Raw genomic sequence first — 17,296 nt, 5'->3', positions numbered from 1 at the left:
TGAGCTAATCTCAAAATATTAGACATCCGTTCTGTATTGTCTTTGTGCAGATAACCCGCATTTAAAGCAACGTACGTCTAAACTTGTGATAAAGGTTTATTGCAAAACTACTTTAACAATCTAACAAGGATTTAAACGGGTTTTAAACTGGGTTATGCTCAATGCTGCGTTTGTTTATCATAAACTAAGGTGAAACAAGTTGAGTGAGCAATTCAAAAAAACTTTTGTTGAAACGATTCGGGAGTTGGATTTTCCGAAGTTTATGGAGCGTCAGCTTGCCACCAGCAAGATTATAAACGAGATGCTTTCACCTCAGTATATGGAGCGTCAGCTTGCCACCAGCAAGATGATAAACGAGATGCTTTCACCTCAGTATATGGAGCGTCAGCTTGCCACCAGCAAGATGATAAACGAGATGCTTTCACCTCAGTATATGGAGCGTCAGCTTGCCACTAGTAAGATGATAAGTGAGATGCTTTCACCTAAGTTTATGGAGTATCAGCTTGCCACCAGTAAAATGATGAGTGAGATGTCTTCACCTAAGTTTATGGAGCGTCAGCTTGCCACCAGCAAGATGTTCAGTGAGATTTTTTCACCTAAGTTTATGGAGCGTCAGCTTGCCTCCAGCAAGATGTTCAGTGAGATTTTTTCACCTAAGTTTATGGAGCGTCAGCTTAATAATCCTGCTTCGAAAATGATTCAAGAACTGAGTAACTCAGTTAACTTACAGAATTTCGTCGGTCGTCTCACAACAGATAGTTTTTCTCACTTAATGAGACAAGCTGAAATTGTTGATATAACTTTGTTGGATGATTTTGATGAATCAGACATTCAAGCATTTAAAGACTATTCACAAAACGAATTAAGTCAAAAACCTGAGCAATTCATTGCGACCCAAACAACTGAACCATCAAAATATGGGCAGTTAATTATTTCAATTATTTTAGAATTATTGAAAGTTTTTATATACCCTTATTTGTTCGCTATATTGCAGGCTCAAGTAGCTTTACCATTCTTAAGCACTGATAAAACTGCTACGGAGAAACAAGTCATTATTGCTGCAAAGAGAGACTTTTGCGAAGAACAGCTTTCAGTCTGCCGCTTTGTTAAATCTACGAAACTGAATGTCCGAGCTTCAGCTGGACAAAAGTATCAAGTCATAGACACTTTGAATTTTGGCCAAGGTGTAATCATTGATACATTTGAAGTTAACGAAAAAGATAGAGATTGGGTATTTGTCAGTTATTACGATAAGACTAGTGAAAGTTACAAAAACGGCTGGGTATTTAGGCGTTATCTAAGACGCTACGTTCCGTAATCCCGAAACCTTTCCAATCCGCTAGCGAGTCAAGCGAGATCATCATAGGCACTCCAATGTTATTGAGAGTGCCTTTTTTATGCCTGCAACCACCACCGCTTTGGGTTTTGCCGCCTTAAGCAGCCAGTTAAACGTCAATCCAGAAGCCGCCTTTGTGGTGGGTGAAGATGGCTACATTCAGGCGCTGCCTGATGGCCACTTTGCTGCCGTAGATGGTCGCCCTGATGATGTAGCTGGTGGCAAGTGGTTGATGGATAGCGTTGCGTTCGCGGCCCTGCAAGCAAATACCCCCCATAAAGCCGGTGATCTGGTTATTGACTACGAACACCAAACCCTCAACAAAGAGAAGAATGGCCAGCCTGCACCCGCTGCGGGTTGGTTCAACATCGATGACGTGCAATATCGACAAGGGCAGGGCTTGTTCATTAAGCCGCGCTTTACCGATAACGCCATCGCTTATCTTACAGCCAAAGAATACAAGTACTTCAGCCTAGTGTTTGGTTACGACACCAGCACTGGCCGCCCGCAATTTATCCACTCAGCTGCGTTAACTAATCGCCCTGGTGTCGATGGCATGCTTCCACTCGCATCGTTGGCTGCACTGGCTGCTCTTAATACAAGCCTCAATCCACACGAACCTATCCAATCTACCGACACGGAGGAACTCCATGTGAACTCATTACTTAAAAAAATCTTAGCTGCCTTGGGCGTTGAAATTCCCGATGACGTGACAGCTTTAACCGCTGAGCAAGAGGTCGCGGCGCTATCTGCACTTAATACGCTAACCACGGCAGCAAATAGCGCTGATGGCCTAAAGCAACAGCTTACCGCGCTGAGTGCTACATCGCCATCGGTTGATCTAAGCCAGTACGTTCCTGTGGCCACGGTCGCGGCCCTGCGCGCGCAGCTGGTTGCGCTAACTGCTGAAAACGGTGTGCTTACCGTTGAGCAAACCGTGAAGGCGGCGATAGATGAAGGCAAAGCTTTTGAGTGTGAACGTGATTACCTAACCAAGTTAGGCAAGCAATCCATGGCGGCGCTTACAGCCAACTTGGGTGAGCGTGTGGCTATTGCCGCATTAACGGCCAAGCAAACCACCACAGTTCCCGATCCTATCAAGGACAAGGAAACCAAACTCGCGGCACTGACTGCCGACCACATCAAAATGGCCGATTCTTGGGGCATGTCGCACGCTGACTTTGCTAAAGCTATCGCCGCTGATCAGGAGCAAAAATAATGGCTGCTATTAACGCCCCAGTATTACAAGCCCTGCGCACTATGGTGCGTAGCGAGTTTCAAAATGCTTTAGCTAAGACTGAGCCACTGTATTTAAAAATTGCCTCAGTCGTGCCAAGCAATACTAAGTCCAATACTTACGGCTGGTTAGGCTCAATGCCGACCATGCGCGAATGGATTGGTGCGCGGGTGATCAACTCCATCAAAGAGCATGGTTATTCAATCACTAACCGTACCTTTGAAACCACCATTGGTATTAGTCGTGATGATGTGGAAGATGACACTTTAGGGATTTACAAACCTATGGTGCAGGCATTGGCGCAGGAAGGTGAAGAGTTTCCCGACGATCTGGTGTTCGAGCTATTAGCCGAAGGCTTTGGCACTTTGTGTTATGACGGGCAGAACTTTTTCGACACTGACCATCCCGTTAACGAGAAGCACGATGGAACGGGTGCTGACGTATCGGTGGCCAACATGGTGGTTGATGGCGCTTATACGGGGGAACCTTGGTTTTTGCTCGATACCACGCGCCCATTAAAGCCACTCATCTTCCAAGAGCGTCGCAAGCTGGATTTAAACACCCTGTTTAATCCAACTGACCCTGCAGTTTGGACCAATAACGAGTTCCAGTTCGGCACCGATATGCGCTGTGAAGCGGGCTTTGGCTTCTGGCAAATGGCCTTCGCCAACAAGCGTACTCTCAATGCCACCAACCTATGGAGCGCTTACAAAGCCATGCAAGCTTTTACCAGCGATGGCGGTAAGAAGCTCAAGATACGCCCCAATTTGTTGGTGATCCCAGCTTCTCTTGAAGACGTCGCGCTCAAGTTAATGACCCGTGAGCGCATTGATGAAGGTGGCGTGACCGTGGATAACGAACTGAAAGGCAAGTTCGAGATCCTTGTGGTGCCACAGCTTTAGGTGTTCACCCCTTAAGTTTGAGCAGCGAATCGCAGGCACAAGGATGCGCCTGCACCCCAACATCGAGTGAGGTAACAATGAAATGGCGAATCCTTCTAAGAACATTCAAGTCCTGTTGGTTATCTGTCTTGCGCGCACTGGCTACCGCCGTGCGGGCATGGCGCTTACCAAAGGCGAAAACCTTATACCGCTGGCCGAGCTGTCGGATGAGCAAGTTGCAGCGTTTGAAGCTGACCAGCGCCTTAAAGTATCCGTGCGTGATATGGCACCAGCGTCGGGGAGTGTGGACATTCCAGACGGTGATCAGACATTAGGCACCGATATCACAGGCAAGCTCACTGGTGTGAAAGAGCCTAGCGGTGAAGAGAAAGTCTTAAACCAACTGACAGTAGATGAACTGTTAGATCAGCTCACGGTAAAAGATCTTAAGGCGCTAGCAAAAGACTTGGAGATCACCGGCTTTAACTCGATGAATAAACCTGACTTAGTCAATGCTATTCGGGCGGTAAGAGTCACAGTGCCAGGTGCGAGTGAAACGGCTAATCCAAGCGCTGAAACGAAAGACACTGAAACATCGTGCACCGTCACCAACGAAGCAGGTGAATAGCCATGGCCGACTTAGCCATCACAAGAGCCATGTACGCCACCCCTGACAACATGCTGAGTCGCTTTGGTGTACAGGACTTAATGCTGCTCACCGAGCGTGAAGACAGTGTGCCAGGGGAAATAAATACCGTCGTGCTTGAGCAAGCGCTGAGTGATGCGTCGGCCGAGATTGATGGCTATATCGTGGGCCGTTACACCTTGCCGTTAACCACTGTTCCCGCCGTATTGGAGCGTAACTGCTGCGATATCGCCCGTTACTTCTTGTATGGCGATAAAGCCCCTGAACAAGTCGAGAAACGCTATACCGCTGTGGTGAAGTTTTTAACCGCTGTGAGCAAAGGCGATATCAGTTTGGGGCTAGCTGATACGGGAGAAGTCGCTAGCCAAAGTGAGCTAGTAGTCAGTATCGAAAGTGCAGGCAGCGTGTTTGGCCGTGCATCGTCTAAAGGGTTTATCTGATGTTTGAGATTAAAGATAACTACCTTGCTGCAGGTGATGCGCTGACTCAAATACTTGAGCCATTAGTGACGAGCCAGAAGCTGAAAAAGGTCTATCAAGCCAATGAGCTAAGCGAAGTGGATGAGCGCAGCCAAATCACCCCCGCCGCCCATGTGCTGTATATGGGCGATACGCTGGCGGATACCGCGCAAGGCGGCAACACCAGCCAAATTAAGCAGACTTGGCTTGTGGTATTGGCTTGCCGTTTATCTATCCACGAAGGCCAAGCAGGTGAGCTATTAGTCAGCCTGTTAAACGCGATTGTGGGTAAGTCCATTGCGGTGGATGGTCAGATGCTTGGCCCCTTTGTGCGCGTTAACAGTCCCGTTAAACCCCGTTTCACTAAAAGCCACGGTTATTACCCCGTGGCGTTAAGTGTGATTTTGAGATTCAAACCTTAACAACCTAAGAGGAACTCACCATGAGTGGATTATTAGTCGCAGGCAACTTCTTTGTTGACCGCTTAAATGCCCAAGGGCAATCAACGGGGATCATTGGTCCCATCAACACCACTAAGCTCGCCATTAAAACCGATGCCGATGAAAAGGTACGTCCAAGTAAAAAGAAAGACAGCTACGGCCAAGCCTTAAGCGTGGTGAAAATTGCAAAACCTGTTGAGGTGGAATGGTCGTTTGACGATCAACCTGCCGAACTGATTGCTATGGCACTGCTGGGTGATACCCAAGTGCTGAACACGGGCAGCGGCAACTTAACCGATGAAGCCGTGACCTTACCAACCAATCAACGTTGGATACAGCTACCTGAAAGTAACTTTGCCGCCCTCGGTTTTGTGGTGAAGAAAGACGCTACCACCTTAGTGCTGGGCACTGACTATGAGGTGAACTATGCCCTAGGGCTAGTGCGTGCCGTAAAAGGCGGCGCAATTGAAGCGGGCGGCGCGGTGACGGTGACAGGCCAACATAACGCCATTTCCGGCACGCTAGTTCGTGGTGGCATTAGTGCCCAAACCCGCGCGCGGCTCTTCGGTGAAGGTAAAAACCTCGAAACAGGCAAGCCGATTAAGCTCGAAATTTTCGACGCCAGCTTATCGCCAACAGCGGCGCTCGATTTTGCCGCCAGCGAGTTTGTGAGTGCGACCTTAGCAGGCAAAGCACAGTTGGTGACGGGGAAAGATCATCCGTTCGAGTACTTAGAGCTGGATGCGTAAGCGGTTTTGCTTAACCCAAGGGCATTGCCGTACTCAATTGCCATGCCCTTTAATCCCCATTTAACCGCCGTTTAAACACCGATTATTTAGAGACTAACGAGAGCATTAACGAGATAGCCATGGCTGATAAAACCTTAGAACTCGCCCTGCGGATCGTGGCAGAAGCCACGGGCAAGCAACACATTGCGGCTTTAGTCGATGAGCTTAAGCGCATCGGCACTGAGTCTGATGCGGCGAATCCTAAGACGCAGGCGCTCGCTGATAAACTCGATGGCGTGAGTGATGCCAGCCAAGCGGGTGCGAACCAAGTTGATGAACTCAAAAACAGCCTTGACCCGTTAAGCGACCAGTTAGACCAAGTGGCCCAAAGCGGCCGCAACACCAGCAACCAAACAGAGCAGCTCACTAATGACCTCAAGCCTTTAGCAACAGGGCTTGATGACGTAGGCGATAGCAGCCAATCGACCAGCCAAAAAGCCAATACCTTAGCCAATAAGCTCGATGAACTGGCTAACCAGCAAGACCTGATCAACACCTTTAAGCGGTCACGCAATGAGCTTGAACAACAAGAGCTTGCTGTCACTGCTGCCGCCTTAGCTCTGCAGGACTTAAAGCAACGTGCCAGCCAAACGGATGCGCCTTTTGTGCAACTGGCACGCTCTATTGATGTGGCAGAAAAAGAGCTGGAGCAAATGCAGCGCGAGTTAGCGCAGCAATCATCCAGCCACACTAAGCTGCAAAATGCCCTGTCAAAATCGGGCATTGACTACAACAACCTGACTACAGCGCAGCGCAAGTTAAGTGCTGAATTTGACGGCACTGGCCGCAATGTCGATAAGTTTGCTAATCAGTTAGATAAGGGCAATGCCAGCGCCCGTGATCATGCCAGTTCCCTGCGTGGCGTGATCGGCCAAGTGACCGCCTTAGCGGGGGCCTATTTGGGCTTTGACCGCGTGGCCCAAGCGGTGAAAGATATTTTTGCCACGGGCGATCAATTTGAGCGCCTGGGCGTGCAAATGAATGCTGTGATGGGCAGCTTTGAATCCGGTAAACAAGCGACCGCTTGGGTAAAGCAATTCGCCATCGATGTGCCGCTACAACTGAACGAAGTTAATCAAGCGTTTGTGAAGGCCAAAGCCTTTGGCCTCGATCCTATGAACGGCACTATGAAGGCGATTGTGGATCAAGCCTTTAAACTCGGTGGCGGTTTTCAAGAGGTCGAGGGGATCACCTTGGCACTCGGCCAAGCCTGGGCAAAACAAAAGCTACAGGGCGAAGAGATCCTGCAATTGATTGAGCGCGGCGTGCCCGTATGGGACATGCTGGCTAAGGTCACGGGCAAGAACACCACCGAACTGCAAAAACTCAGTGAGCAAGGCAAGCTTGGTCGCGATGTTATCCAAGGCTTGATTGATGAAATGGGGCGAGCCGCTAATGGCAGCGCAGCGGCGCAGATGGCTTTGCTCAGTGGCCAAGTATCAAACCTCAAAGATAACCTTTCATCCTTCTATGATCTCGTGGCTCAGTCCGGTGCACTTGATTGGCTTAAGGGCCAGATCAGTGAGTTGAATCTTGAGTTTGCCGCCATGGCCGCTGATGACCGTTTAAAGGAATGGGCGCAGCAAGTCAGCGACACCATCGTGAGCATAGGCTCAGCGGTGCAAGATGGCGCGGCTATGCTGTACTACTACCGTGATGAAATTGGTTTTGTGGCTAAGGCATTTCTCGCGTTAAAAGTCGGTAGCTATTTTAGTGATGTGATCACCGGAGCCAATGCCGCCATCGGCGTGATGCGCCTATACACTGGCGCGATCACGGGGACTACTGCGGCTAGTGAAGGTGCGGCCTTAGCCGCAGGCAAGCTTAAAACCGCCTTGGCAGCAGCGGCTAAGGCGGGTTTGTACTTAGCCCTGATTAGCGAGTTGATCGAGGTTGCTCGGGTATACCAAGAGTTATTGATCGCTGAAGAAGCACTGGAAAAATCTAAACGCGCTGCCGCGTCTAGCGCCAAACAGTTGGAGTATTCACTTAAGGATCTCAGTGAGCAAACGGGCGTTGCCTTTACCACTATGGCCGAGTTCAACAAGGCGGTAGACGAAGGCAAACTGATTTATGACGACGCCACTGGTAAGTGGAAGAACGCTGCTAAAGCCATGGAAGAAGTTAAACAGGCAGCTGTTGAAGTCGTTGAGCCGATTAAATTAACGGTTGAAGAAGCGCTGCGCCTGACCTTTACCTTAAGCGAACAAACTAAAACGCTCGATGGCGTTAAAGGTGGTATGGGCGGTTTCATTCGCCAAATTGATGCCGCCTTAGTGCCGTTAAAGGCGGCGGGGGATCAATACGAAGGCCACGTTAAGTTACTCACAATATTGCGCGCCAAGTTTGAAGAGCAGCAAACCTATCTTGATGCCACGGCTAAGGGCACAGAGGCATTGGAGCAAGCCTATAAGGACTTAGGGCTGACCAGTAGCCATGCCTTAGAGCAGGTGAATACCAAAGCCGAAGCGGCCTTTAATCTGATTAAGAATAACCGTGAACCGATTGAACAACAAAAGGATGCGTTTTTAGCCTGGGCGAAAGCGGCATTAACGGCCGCCGAAGCAACGGGCGCTGCGGTACCCGAAACCTTGAAAGCGCAAGCCGCCACCCTTGGGCTAACCAAGGAACTGAGCGAGCTGACTGCGAAGCAATACGGCTATACAGACAGCGTGAAGGAACTTTCACCCGAGCAAGCCAAGCTAAGCCGCGCGGTTGCTGACACCGAAGCCCGATTGAAGCAATGCCGCGATGTGATGAACAGCTCGACGGTATCGAGTAAAGCCAAAGCAAAAGCTCAACAAGATCTGATTAGTTTACAGGGCAAGTTAAGTGACCAAACTAAGCAGCTCAGTGAGGTTCAAGCGCTCGAAGCCGCTAACTATGAACAAATAAAAAGCAAGTATGCCGCTGTATCTGACGAGATGTTAAGGCTCGAACAAGCCTATAAAGACGGCGGTATTACGGCGGAAGAATACCTGCGACAAAAAGAGCGCCTGGTCGAAGTGCTCAGAATATTGCAACGCTTAATGGGCGGCTTGGAAGATGGTGAGCAAGAGACTGACGAACAGGTAAAAAAGACCACTAAAACCTTAATTGAGCAACGCCAAGAACTTGAACAGTTAGAGGAAACCACTGGCCGCGCCACTGAGTATGTCAACCTGTTTGCGGGTGCCTATGCCCACTTAAACAAACAGTTCAATTTTAACGAAGATAGCACCGAAAAACTCAACGCCCGCGTCGATCAGTTGACTAACAGCATCATGAACAATATGCGGGTGAATACCGGCTTTTGGGGTGTGCTGGCGCAGCTCAGTAACCAAGCCTTTATCCGCGAAAAGCAGATCATCAATGAAACCTTACTGACCCGTAAATGGACTGAAGAACTCGAAAGCTCAAGCATTAGCCTCGATCGCGTCAATCAAATTAGCCGAGAGGCTAAGTGGAATATACGCGAGCTAGGCGACGAAGATCTTAAGCCACTGCAAGCGGCCATTGATGCTACACGCGATCGTATTCTCGGCCTGCGTGACGATATCAACGCGACCTTGGGCAGTCTCAAAGATGAGATGGATCAGCTTAATAATAACCAAGCCGCTATTGAGAAGCGTCGCTATGAGCAGCAACAGGCTGAGCTTAAGGCGCAGCTCGAAGCTGCCCGCACGGCCCAGGATAAAGAGTCCATCGCCAGTGCCCAAGAAGCACTGCAACTGAGTCAGCAAATCTACAGCACTAAGCTGAAACAAATCGAAGCAGAGGCGGCAGAACGCAGCGCGCAGGCGAACGAGCGCGCATCAAGTAGTACAAGCACTGCGACTAATCCCACTCGCAGTCCCGCAAGACAAACCGCTTCGGCATCGGTGAGTAATCAGAGCACAGGCGGCAGCGTACAAATTTTTCGGCTAGAGCTGGCAATGCCGTCAGGGAATGTGGTGAAAGCCGATTTGCTTGATGAGTTTAAGCAGCTGTTTTTGCACGAACTAGAACAGATTAAGGCCACCTCATGATCACCTTAGACACGCTTCAATTACCGCATTTTATTTGGCTTAACCGCTTTGGTTATACGCCCTTTGTGAGTAGCACTGAGTTTGCACTCGATGGCTCACAGCATGTTGAAGTCGCCGCCAAACAAGCGGGCCGCCCTGTGGTGTTATTCAGCGATGCAGAAGCCTTATCTGTGTTTAACGCCCTTGAGGCCCACGTCAATTCAAAGGGCGCGAACAGCTTTAACCTGGATATCAATGGCACTGCATTAACTGTGATGTGGGACTACAGCGAACAGCCCATTAGCGGCACGCCAGCGATCAATTACAGCGATACCGACCCCGACGAAATCGAGGCTATAACCTTGAAGTTAATCACTGTTTAAAGGCCGTTTAATATGACAATTTCCCGTGTAGATTTAAAAGTATTTAAGCCTGAGTTACTGGGTTCAAGTAATGAGGCTGGCGGCCAACGGACTAAGAACGCTGTGCAGTCAGGTCAGCTTAATGAGCTATTTTCAGCGATATCCGATATCGACCATGCCCAATCCAGTATCGACATTGTAAAAGCGTTCCCTGCGCTCGATACGCCAGACACCAGCACTTTGATTGATGCCCATGTGTTTATCAGTGAGCCACCCATAGACCCATTAGTTAACGTATTCATGATCGAGTCTGCCGCGCTGGATGATGAGTCTCGCATGACAGATATGAAAGAGATCATTGAGTCGTCAGTCACTGCAGGGGAATTAATCCGTGAAGGTGGTCCCGGTTTCCTTGTGAACCAAAACTCGTTTTCCTCAGATTACCTGCAGTCGTCCTATCGCTTTAATGACCGAGACTATTGGAAAACCACTTATTTGCAGGTTGGCCAAGTGATCTGTATTACCGTGGAATATCCTGGCATTGAAAACGTGGCATGGCCACGCAAAACCCATTTTTGCAAAGTCACTCGTACCAGCATAGTGAACGGTGCAGTGGGTACCGTAGTATTCGACCCGCCGATCCCTTTTGCGACACCAGAACCAGGTTTGCAAATCAATGGCCAGAGTAAGTGCACTCGCTTGCGATTATCTAACACTGCATCCCCATTAAAATTCCACGGGGTAACGAAGCTGACTGCCGCAGCCAGCGGGGTAAGTTTAGCTGTGGCGGCAACTCAATTGTCGTTACTGCCTGCGATCACCACCTTAGCGCCAAAGCCAGGTAACACCATCACGGGTGGCAGTGATAACGGCGATGCCACTGTTAGCCAAGTGATCCGCAAAGTAATTAGTCAGCCAAGTGCTGAAGGGACGTACAGCTATACCTTCACCACAGCGGATTTACTTATAGACACTGATGTTGTCACTGCAGTCTCTACCGATCCTTATGGCGTTTTCGGTGGGAGTAATTCATTAGTTCAGTCGATTACTGTTGGAACGGGTAACGTGACCGTTACGCTGCGGCCTGATGTGCACTTTTTCTATAACCCCACAGTCTCGCTCTATTATGTTTCTGCGTATAAATACAGCATTTACTCAAACGTTAATGCATTCCCAGCGAATAAGCAGCTAACGGTCGGCAGTATCAAAGGCCGTGTGGTGTTTGCTGATAGTAACTATGTGCCTCAGGACGTATTTGAAAATGTGAATAGCGGTATCGGTAAGTTGTATGACACCACTGAGTTGCTGGCGACCATTGATTATTTTACTGGGGTGGTGGCTAAGCAAACGGTAAGCCGTGGTGATTTTACACTGACCTATTCAGGTTTAGTTGAATCAACCACTGCAGCGGCAGCAGGCGATACTACGGCTAAATTTGCCCTGAGTGTGGCTAATCCATTGTTAGAGAGCTTTTACGTGCAGGTTGAACGGATATCCGACCATGCCATTATCAGCGCCTCATCTGACAACCAAGGGGTGATAACTGGCAGTGGTATTAGCGGCACTATCGTAGATGGTTTGGTTGAACTGTTATTTACCAATCCGGTTGATTTAACCACGCTGCGCTATGACATTACCGACCAATTGCGCCAGCTACCCCCCGCCGAGATTTACGGGCTAAACCCACTGCGTATCCCCAATGACGGCATTGTCGATATGTTCAGACGATGGGGCACTGTCGCGCTTTCTCATACTCAAGTGCAGCAAGTCACAGGCTCTGTCGGCACTGTGTTTACTATTCGTGAAAATGCCCAGTTTGTTGATATTACCGATGCCAATGGCGCAAGCCTATGGACCACTAATAATGACCATTTTACGGTAAACAAGGTGGCAGGAACGGTCACGATTAGCAGTGATTTTACTGGGTTTGCTGCGCCGTTTGTGCTGAGCGATACCATTATGGAACTCGGTCTAGTTTCATCGTTTTCAGGCAATAGCGTTGTGTTGGCCAAGCCTTTGTCCCGTGAATATCCAGCAGGTACCACATTAGCCAGTGTGCAAATCCTTGGTGACCTGCAGGCGCGTGTTGGCAGAGTGCGGGATATGACGGCATGGGCCAACAATTGGGACCTCGATGGCGACCCAGCTACGGGCAACGTGAATGCGGTTGACTATCCGTTTGAAGTCAAAAACACCACTGCAGTGAATGAAGATTGGGTATTGATTATGACATCAGCTACGGCTTTTCGTTGTGTTGGTCGCCGTCTTGGCCAAATTGCCACAGGTGACACACTCAATGATTTTGCACCGATTAACCCACTGACAAATGCCCCTTATTTCATCATTCGCTCAGGTGCATTTGGTGGCGGTTGGCAGCAAGGCGAAGCGATTCGTTTCGCCACGTTCGCGGCCTCAAATCCGATTATGCTGCTGCGAAATGTGCAGGTTGGCCACAGCCAAATCACTAAAGATAACGCCGTGTTGTCATTTTTTGGCAACGAATCATAGGAGCAATTGCAATGGGCTTACCAGTTACTGTTTATCGTTGGGATGATGCGGGTGCACCGCAACTGTCAAAGGGCATCAAGCCATCAGAATTGATTAACGTACTCAAGAAATGTTTAGTGGATGGTTATGGTTCAAAGCAGGGGGCTGGCTGGTCAGTGCCATTTATGGACTTGGCCTCCAATCAAATTGTTTTTCGTAATTCTACCCTACAGGGTTCGGGCAGTTTTGTTAAGTTTTGGCCAAGGTCTGCAGGGGACGTATTATCAGGAGTTTTCTATTTTCAGTCAGCCCCATTTTTAGCATCACTTAATCCTGATTGGGCGAACACCAATGGTGCTGGATGGCGATGTTTTGCAAGTGGTTCTCCGCATCCTTATAAGTGGATATTGATTGCCACTGCTGCAGCGTTCATTTTTTTTACTTTTGGCGATTCACCTTTCGATAGAACTCAGTTGGGTACTGCTCATTTTCCTAGTTTTTTTATCGGCGATATTGACAGTGTGGTACCTAATGATGCGACACGTTTTATCACTATGGTATATGGCTCAGTTGCAGATTCATCACTGACCGCATCGCCGTCTTGGACTGAAGGTATTACCTATCTATCGCAGAATGCTACTGTGGCTAAAATGCATGAAACTGATGGCAGCCATAATCCTAAGCAAATGGTAGTAAAGATGGCTTGGTCAACATATAACACCACGGCCATTAAAACCTTGCCCATAGATGGGTTGAATATGTTTTTTGCTCCAGTGCAAATAGAACAACAAACCTACGCGCCAAATCAGCCAGCTTCTCAGTACCTTGATTCAGCTGGGAATAATTGCACCAACAGTATGTTGCATCCCGCAGTTAGAGGGACAGTACCTGGATTATTTCAATCCTCATTTACGGGGTTTACTGATGCACTTTTACCCATTACCCGTAATGTGAATGGCACCCTTTTTTATCTTTTACCGACTGGTCATGTGGGTGCTTCAAATCTTTGGATAGGAACAGGGGAATGGTATGCCTGATAAGTTTGCACCACGTTTACGTGAAAAATCGAATTATCCTATGGGTTTGCTTGAAGTTGATATTGACCCTGCTGCCGAGCGTTTCGCCATCTTAGAAAGGGTGAGTTTAAGATTACTATGGCAAAGCGATATTCCAGCAGATAACCAAGTCAAGCATCTTATTCGTAAGGACCACTCATTAGCAGGGGTAATTTTTATTATGTTTGATGCTGATGAGCAGTTTAATGCCAGAATTATCGATGGGTTTAAACTGCCATTGGTTGACAGCCATAGCGTTAATTTAGGCTATTAAAGTGATGACTGAATCCACTTTGACATTGCAGGTGAGATTTAATGAGCCATGGCTAAATGCTGTCTCACCGTTGAGTCTGCGTTTTGAAAATGTGTTAATCCCAGATGTTCCTATTAGGGCCGGAAGTATTGGCATGGCTTGTGGGCTTGTAATGATGACAGGCAAACATATTGAGCAGCAAATTACCCTCAGTACTCGCAGTCAATCGCATGCCGCTAATGCCGTTTTTGCATGGGGTAGCATCAGCTTAAAACAGCAAATCGTAATCGTATGGAATACGCCTCCATTAGCTGGGGAAGTGTTCGCTGTTGAGTGGCGACGAAATGCGTTGGTACCTATTCAACTCGATATGAATTGGTTGGTACCTGAGTCTCATGGTCATCGCGCTGCGAGTCATTGGAACGTGTCAGAATCGCAGCAATATATGCTTGATATACCTTGGTCACAAGCTGCAGCCAAGAGCCAACAAATTGCCGTTAAATTGCATTTAGGTGAACAAATCGCCACAGGGGTTATCCTGAGTTATACCGATATTCACAGCCAAGGCGATAGCAAGTTTGTTGTATGGGCTCCACACGCCGCGCGGTGGGTATGCTCCAGTAAATACTTACCGCCAGTAGGTAAAGTTACACTGCGCTTTAGTGAACCTTGGACGAACGCTATCAGCCCGATACAGCTTAGATTTATGGCCTCGCCGAACGTTTGTTACTGGGATGATGGCGGCGGCTTGATAGGCACAAATCCATCGTTACCTACCATTGATTTTAAGATCCCCATCGAACCGCAAATCAGAAGGAGTTACCTCATGCTGCCTCAAATCAGTTGTGTTCGTGTGAGTGACGGCGTTTCTGTGGTGCTCAAATCAGTATCTATTTCCCAGTCCCGTTCACAATGGGCCAGTAGCGGAAGCTTAGCGTTTTCATCCCGTATTGATGCCGAGCGTGCCGCCAATGAATTACTGAAAATAAGCATTAACGGCTATGACTTTTACCTGCTTTGTGAGTCTCCCAGCGAATCCAAAGCCTTCGGCAAAACCAGTTATAGCGCGACAGGTCGAGGCCGCTTAGCCACACTCGCCAGCCCGAACCGAAAGGCCATCAACTATGTGAATGTGGTAGCCCGCAGCTTTATTGGCTTAATAGCCGATATTGTTGCCAATACTGGGTGGACTGTCGCCAGTAAAATTAGTGATTACCCTGTACCCGCAAACGCCTTTAGCTATGCTGCTAAAACACCCGCCGAAGCGATTAACATGATGGCCAACAGCATTGGGGCCATGCTCGATGTGAACGATGAAACTCAGACTATAACGGTGATCCCACAGTGGCCAGTCGTGCCTTGGAATACCGCAAGCGCAATTCCCGATGTGATTTTGCATGATGGAGTGATCCTCGAATTTAACGAGCGTATCGACATTCGTCCCGATGCTAATGCGGTGTTTATACGTGGTGAACAGCAGGGCGTAGCAGCGAAAGTGAAACGTTTCGGGACCGCTGGTGACAACTTTGCTGCTGATATAGTGGATAAGTTAATCACTGATAATCAAGCTGCGAGAATGCGCGCAACGGCCGAATTAGCCAACGCAGGTAATAAGGTGCAAAACAGCATTCGCGCAAAGGTCATGGCGGATTTACCACCCATGCGCCCAGGCATGTTAATTGGGGTTCGTAAAGGTGCCGAGGTGTTTAAGTCAGTGTGTGAAAGCTTCAGCATTAGTGGCAGCGTTAATGAGTCAACGGGGATGGTTACAGTGAATCAGACCGTGACGCTATTGCGTAATGAGGTGGCAGCATGAGCAACATCTATCAACGCTTAGCGAACTTAAACCCTAAGTCCCAGCGTAGTGTTGCCACTGTGATTAGCGTGACAAATGGCACCACGACAGTACAGCACGCCGATGGCAGTTATCAGACTGTTTTGGGTGACTCAGTTGCAAGCGGGAAAGTGTATATCGTCGATGGTCAGATCCAAGGCCAAGCCGCCGACCTGATATATGTAGAATTAGAGATTTGATAAAAGAGAGCGGTCTAGCAATGCTACCAACACTGCTAGACCGTCAACACACAGGATAAGACCCTGTGAGCCAACCAAGGCTCCCTCACCGCGTCGACACGGCGAACCGAGCCTAGCATAAAAAATCCTAAAAAAGGAGGCTCACATGCCAAAACCGATTATCCCTTGGATGGGCGGTAAGCGTAGATTAGTTAAGCAGATTTTACCGATATTCCCTGAACACCATACCTATGTCGAACCCTTCTGCGGCGGCGCTGCAATGTTCTTTAGCAAGGATGAGGCGAGGGTGGAAGTGGTCAACGATATGAATGGTGATCTCGTTAATCTTTATCGAGTGATTAAACATCATTTAGAAGAGTTTATAAGGCACTTTAAATGGGCTTTAATTAGCCGTGAAGAGTTCCTATGGCAGAAGAATACTAACCCTGAGACCTTAACCGATATTCAACGAGCGAGTCGCTTCTACTATCTTCAAAAGCTGGCGTTTGGCGGGAAAGTATCAGGTCAGAATTTTGGGTGTTCAGCGTCTCGACCAGCTGGTTTGAACTTGTTAAGGATTGAGGAAGATCTCAGCGTTGCTCACCTACGCTTGGCAAGAACCTATATCGAGCGGTTGGACTGGGCAGAGTGCGTAAGACGATACGATAAGCCAGAAACCTTGTTCTATTTAGACCCACCTTACTGGAGTACCGCAGGTTATGGTGTAGATTTTGGACTAGAGCAATATGCCTTGATGGCCGAGCTCGCGAAGACAATCAAAGGCAAGATGGTGATCAGTGTGAATGACATACCAGAGATGCGCGAGGCATTCGCTGGACTACAAATGAAGACGCTTGGAATACGTTACACGGTAGGAGGCTCAAAACGCTCTGGAGAGCAGCAAGAACTGCTCATTTGGAACTGGTAGACCAACGTATTAACTAAGTAGAAAAGACTCAATAGCCCTCGATTTAGGGGGCTTATTGAGAAGTTTATCAAATTGAGTGAACCCATATTTATCAAACTAAGTGAACCAACGAGTAATTGATTAATCACTAATTTTCAATTTAGGTGAATTCGTTTATCAAATCTCGTGGCGCGCTACAAATTGATACAAGTAGCAACATTTATCAAATGTAATTAAATTACTAAATGCCGAGAGACGGTTGTTAAGACACATGACAGCCTCCAATCCCGCGTGGTTTCTAGGTTATTTCGACTTATCAACAAAATCTGTGGATAACCCTGTGAGTTGTCCTGAAAAATGGCCGCCAAAGCCTTGGGGTATGGGCGGCGGACTTAAAATGCACTATTTTGGGGTTCAAAAATAAATTTAAGCATTATCAAATGCATA

At 48.2% G+C, this 17,296-nt stretch carries 16 protein-coding genes; all 16 read left to right on the top strand.

Features of this window, described 5'->3' with window-relative positions; genetic code table 11:
• Positions 1–199 precede the first annotated feature (199 nt).
• On the top strand, positions 200–1,318 hold the full coding sequence (locus L5M71_RS16950) for an SH3 domain-containing protein (RefSeq protein WP_263209354.1): 1,119 nt from the start codon (positions 200–202) through the stop codon (positions 1,316–1,318).
• 79 nt (positions 1,319–1,397) lie between these two features.
• Entirely contained in the window at positions 1,398–2,555 is a 1,158-nt protein-coding gene (locus L5M71_RS16945) for a phage protease (RefSeq protein ID WP_263209356.1), read from the top strand.
• Positions 2,555–3,475 carry a Mu-like prophage major head subunit gpT family protein gene (locus tag L5M71_RS16940; RefSeq protein ID WP_113939668.1) on the top strand — a complete coding sequence of 307 codons (921 nt, stop codon included), beginning with the start codon at positions 2,555–2,557 and terminating at the stop codon, positions 3,473–3,475. The genes L5M71_RS16945 and L5M71_RS16940 overlap by 1 nt, the downstream gene beginning before the upstream one ends.
• Before the next feature lie 82 nt (positions 3,476–3,557).
• Positions 3,558–4,082 carry an HI1506-related protein gene (locus tag L5M71_RS16935; protein WP_263209360.1) on the top strand — a complete coding sequence of 175 codons (525 nt, stop codon included), beginning with the start codon at positions 3,558–3,560 and terminating at the stop codon, positions 4,080–4,082.
• Positions 4,083–4,084: 2 nt separating this feature from the next.
• The gene (locus tag L5M71_RS16930) at positions 4,085–4,540 is read left to right on the top strand and encodes a gp436 family protein (protein ID WP_263209362.1); all 456 of its coding nucleotides are present in this window, start codon (positions 4,085–4,087) and stop codon (positions 4,538–4,540) included.
• Positions 4,540–4,980, top strand: a complete 441-nt coding sequence (locus L5M71_RS16925; RefSeq protein WP_173497609.1) for a hypothetical protein — start codon at positions 4,540–4,542, stop codon at positions 4,978–4,980. Before L5M71_RS16930 ends, L5M71_RS16925 begins: the two co-directional genes overlap by 1 nt.
• A gap of 20 nt (positions 4,981–5,000) precedes the next feature.
• Positions 5,001–5,747, top strand: a complete 747-nt coding sequence (locus L5M71_RS16920) for a hypothetical protein (protein ID WP_263209364.1) — start codon at positions 5,001–5,003, stop codon at positions 5,745–5,747.
• Between the two features lie 119 nt (positions 5,748–5,866).
• Complete coding sequence (locus tag L5M71_RS16915) at positions 5,867–9,793, top strand: tape measure protein (RefSeq protein ID WP_263209366.1); 3,927 nt, start codon at positions 5,867–5,869, stop codon at positions 9,791–9,793.
• Positions 9,790–10,155, top strand: a complete 366-nt coding sequence (locus L5M71_RS16910; protein ID WP_263209368.1) for a hypothetical protein — start codon at positions 9,790–9,792, stop codon at positions 10,153–10,155. Before L5M71_RS16915 ends, L5M71_RS16910 begins: the two co-directional genes overlap by 4 nt.
• A gap of 12 nt (positions 10,156–10,167) precedes the next feature.
• The gene (locus L5M71_RS16905; RefSeq protein WP_263209370.1) at positions 10,168–12,642 is read left to right on the top strand and encodes a hypothetical protein; all 2,475 of its coding nucleotides are present in this window, start codon (positions 10,168–10,170) and stop codon (positions 12,640–12,642) included.
• A gap of 11 nt (positions 12,643–12,653) precedes the next feature.
• Entirely contained in the window at positions 12,654–13,658 is a 1,005-nt protein-coding gene (locus L5M71_RS16900; protein WP_263209372.1) for a hypothetical protein, read from the top strand.
• Positions 13,651–13,950 carry a hypothetical protein gene (locus tag L5M71_RS16895; protein ID WP_263209374.1) on the top strand — a complete coding sequence of 100 codons (300 nt, stop codon included), beginning with the start codon at positions 13,651–13,653 and terminating at the stop codon, positions 13,948–13,950. Before L5M71_RS16900 ends, L5M71_RS16895 begins: the two co-directional genes overlap by 8 nt.
• Positions 13,951–14,101: 151 nt before the next feature.
• Positions 14,102–15,745, top strand: coding sequence for a hypothetical protein (locus tag L5M71_RS16890; protein WP_263220671.1), 1,644 nt, complete (start codon positions 14,102–14,104; stop codon positions 15,743–15,745).
• Entirely contained in the window at positions 15,742–15,963 is a 222-nt protein-coding gene (locus tag L5M71_RS16885) for a hypothetical protein (RefSeq protein ID WP_263209378.1), read from the top strand. Before L5M71_RS16890 ends, L5M71_RS16885 begins: the two co-directional genes overlap by 4 nt.
• 145 nt (positions 15,964–16,108) lie before the next feature.
• Positions 16,109–16,870 carry a DNA adenine methylase gene (locus L5M71_RS16880; RefSeq protein WP_173244974.1) on the top strand — a complete coding sequence of 254 codons (762 nt, stop codon included), beginning with the start codon at positions 16,109–16,111 and terminating at the stop codon, positions 16,868–16,870.
• A 250-nt stretch (positions 16,871–17,120) separates the two neighbouring features.
• Positions 17,121–17,273, top strand: coding sequence for a hypothetical protein (locus tag L5M71_RS16875; protein ID WP_158497640.1), 153 nt, complete (start codon positions 17,121–17,123; stop codon positions 17,271–17,273).
• Positions 17,274–17,296: the final 23 nt, after the last annotated feature.

The sequence above is a fragment of the Shewanella sp. SW1 genome (genome assembly GCF_025653545.1).
GTDB lineage: Bacteria > Pseudomonadota > Gammaproteobacteria > Enterobacterales > Shewanellaceae > Shewanella > Shewanella oncorhynchi.
Note: the sequence above shows the minus strand (reverse complement) of the source record. Positions and strands in the feature narration are given on the sequence as shown.

Excerpts from the sequence above, each read along its gene's own strand:
- L5M71_RS16945 (WP_263209356.1), top strand. The coding sequence starts at position 1,398 with ATGCCTGCAACCACCACCGCTTTGGGTTTTGCCGCCTTAAGCAGCCAG.
- L5M71_RS16940 (WP_113939668.1), top strand. The coding sequence starts at position 2,555 with ATGGCTGCTATTAACGCCCCAGTATTACAAGCCCTGCGCACTATGGTG.
- L5M71_RS16935 (WP_263209360.1), top strand. The coding sequence starts at position 3,558 with ATGGCGAATCCTTCTAAGAACATTCAAGTCCTGTTGGTTATCTGTCTT.
- L5M71_RS16930 (WP_263209362.1), top strand. The coding sequence starts at position 4,085 with ATGGCCGACTTAGCCATCACAAGAGCCATGTACGCCACCCCTGACAAC.
- L5M71_RS16925 (WP_173497609.1), top strand. The coding sequence starts at position 4,540 with ATGTTTGAGATTAAAGATAACTACCTTGCTGCAGGTGATGCGCTGACT.
- L5M71_RS16920 (WP_263209364.1), top strand. The coding sequence starts at position 5,001 with ATGAGTGGATTATTAGTCGCAGGCAACTTCTTTGTTGACCGCTTAAAT.
- L5M71_RS16915 (WP_263209366.1), top strand. The coding sequence starts at position 5,867 with ATGGCTGATAAAACCTTAGAACTCGCCCTGCGGATCGTGGCAGAAGCC.
- L5M71_RS16910 (WP_263209368.1), top strand. The coding sequence starts at position 9,790 with ATGATCACCTTAGACACGCTTCAATTACCGCATTTTATTTGGCTTAAC.
- L5M71_RS16905 (WP_263209370.1), top strand. The coding sequence starts at position 10,168 with ATGACAATTTCCCGTGTAGATTTAAAAGTATTTAAGCCTGAGTTACTG.
- L5M71_RS16900 (WP_263209372.1), top strand. The coding sequence starts at position 12,654 with ATGGGCTTACCAGTTACTGTTTATCGTTGGGATGATGCGGGTGCACCG.
- L5M71_RS16895 (WP_263209374.1), top strand. The coding sequence starts at position 13,651 with ATGCCTGATAAGTTTGCACCACGTTTACGTGAAAAATCGAATTATCCT.
- L5M71_RS16890 (WP_263220671.1), top strand. The coding sequence starts at position 14,102 with ATGATGACAGGCAAACATATTGAGCAGCAAATTACCCTCAGTACTCGC.
- L5M71_RS16885 (WP_263209378.1), top strand. The coding sequence starts at position 15,742 with ATGAGCAACATCTATCAACGCTTAGCGAACTTAAACCCTAAGTCCCAG.
- L5M71_RS16880 (WP_173244974.1), top strand. The coding sequence starts at position 16,109 with ATGCCAAAACCGATTATCCCTTGGATGGGCGGTAAGCGTAGATTAGTT.
- L5M71_RS16875 (WP_158497640.1), top strand. The coding sequence starts at position 17,121 with ATGACAGCCTCCAATCCCGCGTGGTTTCTAGGTTATTTCGACTTATCA.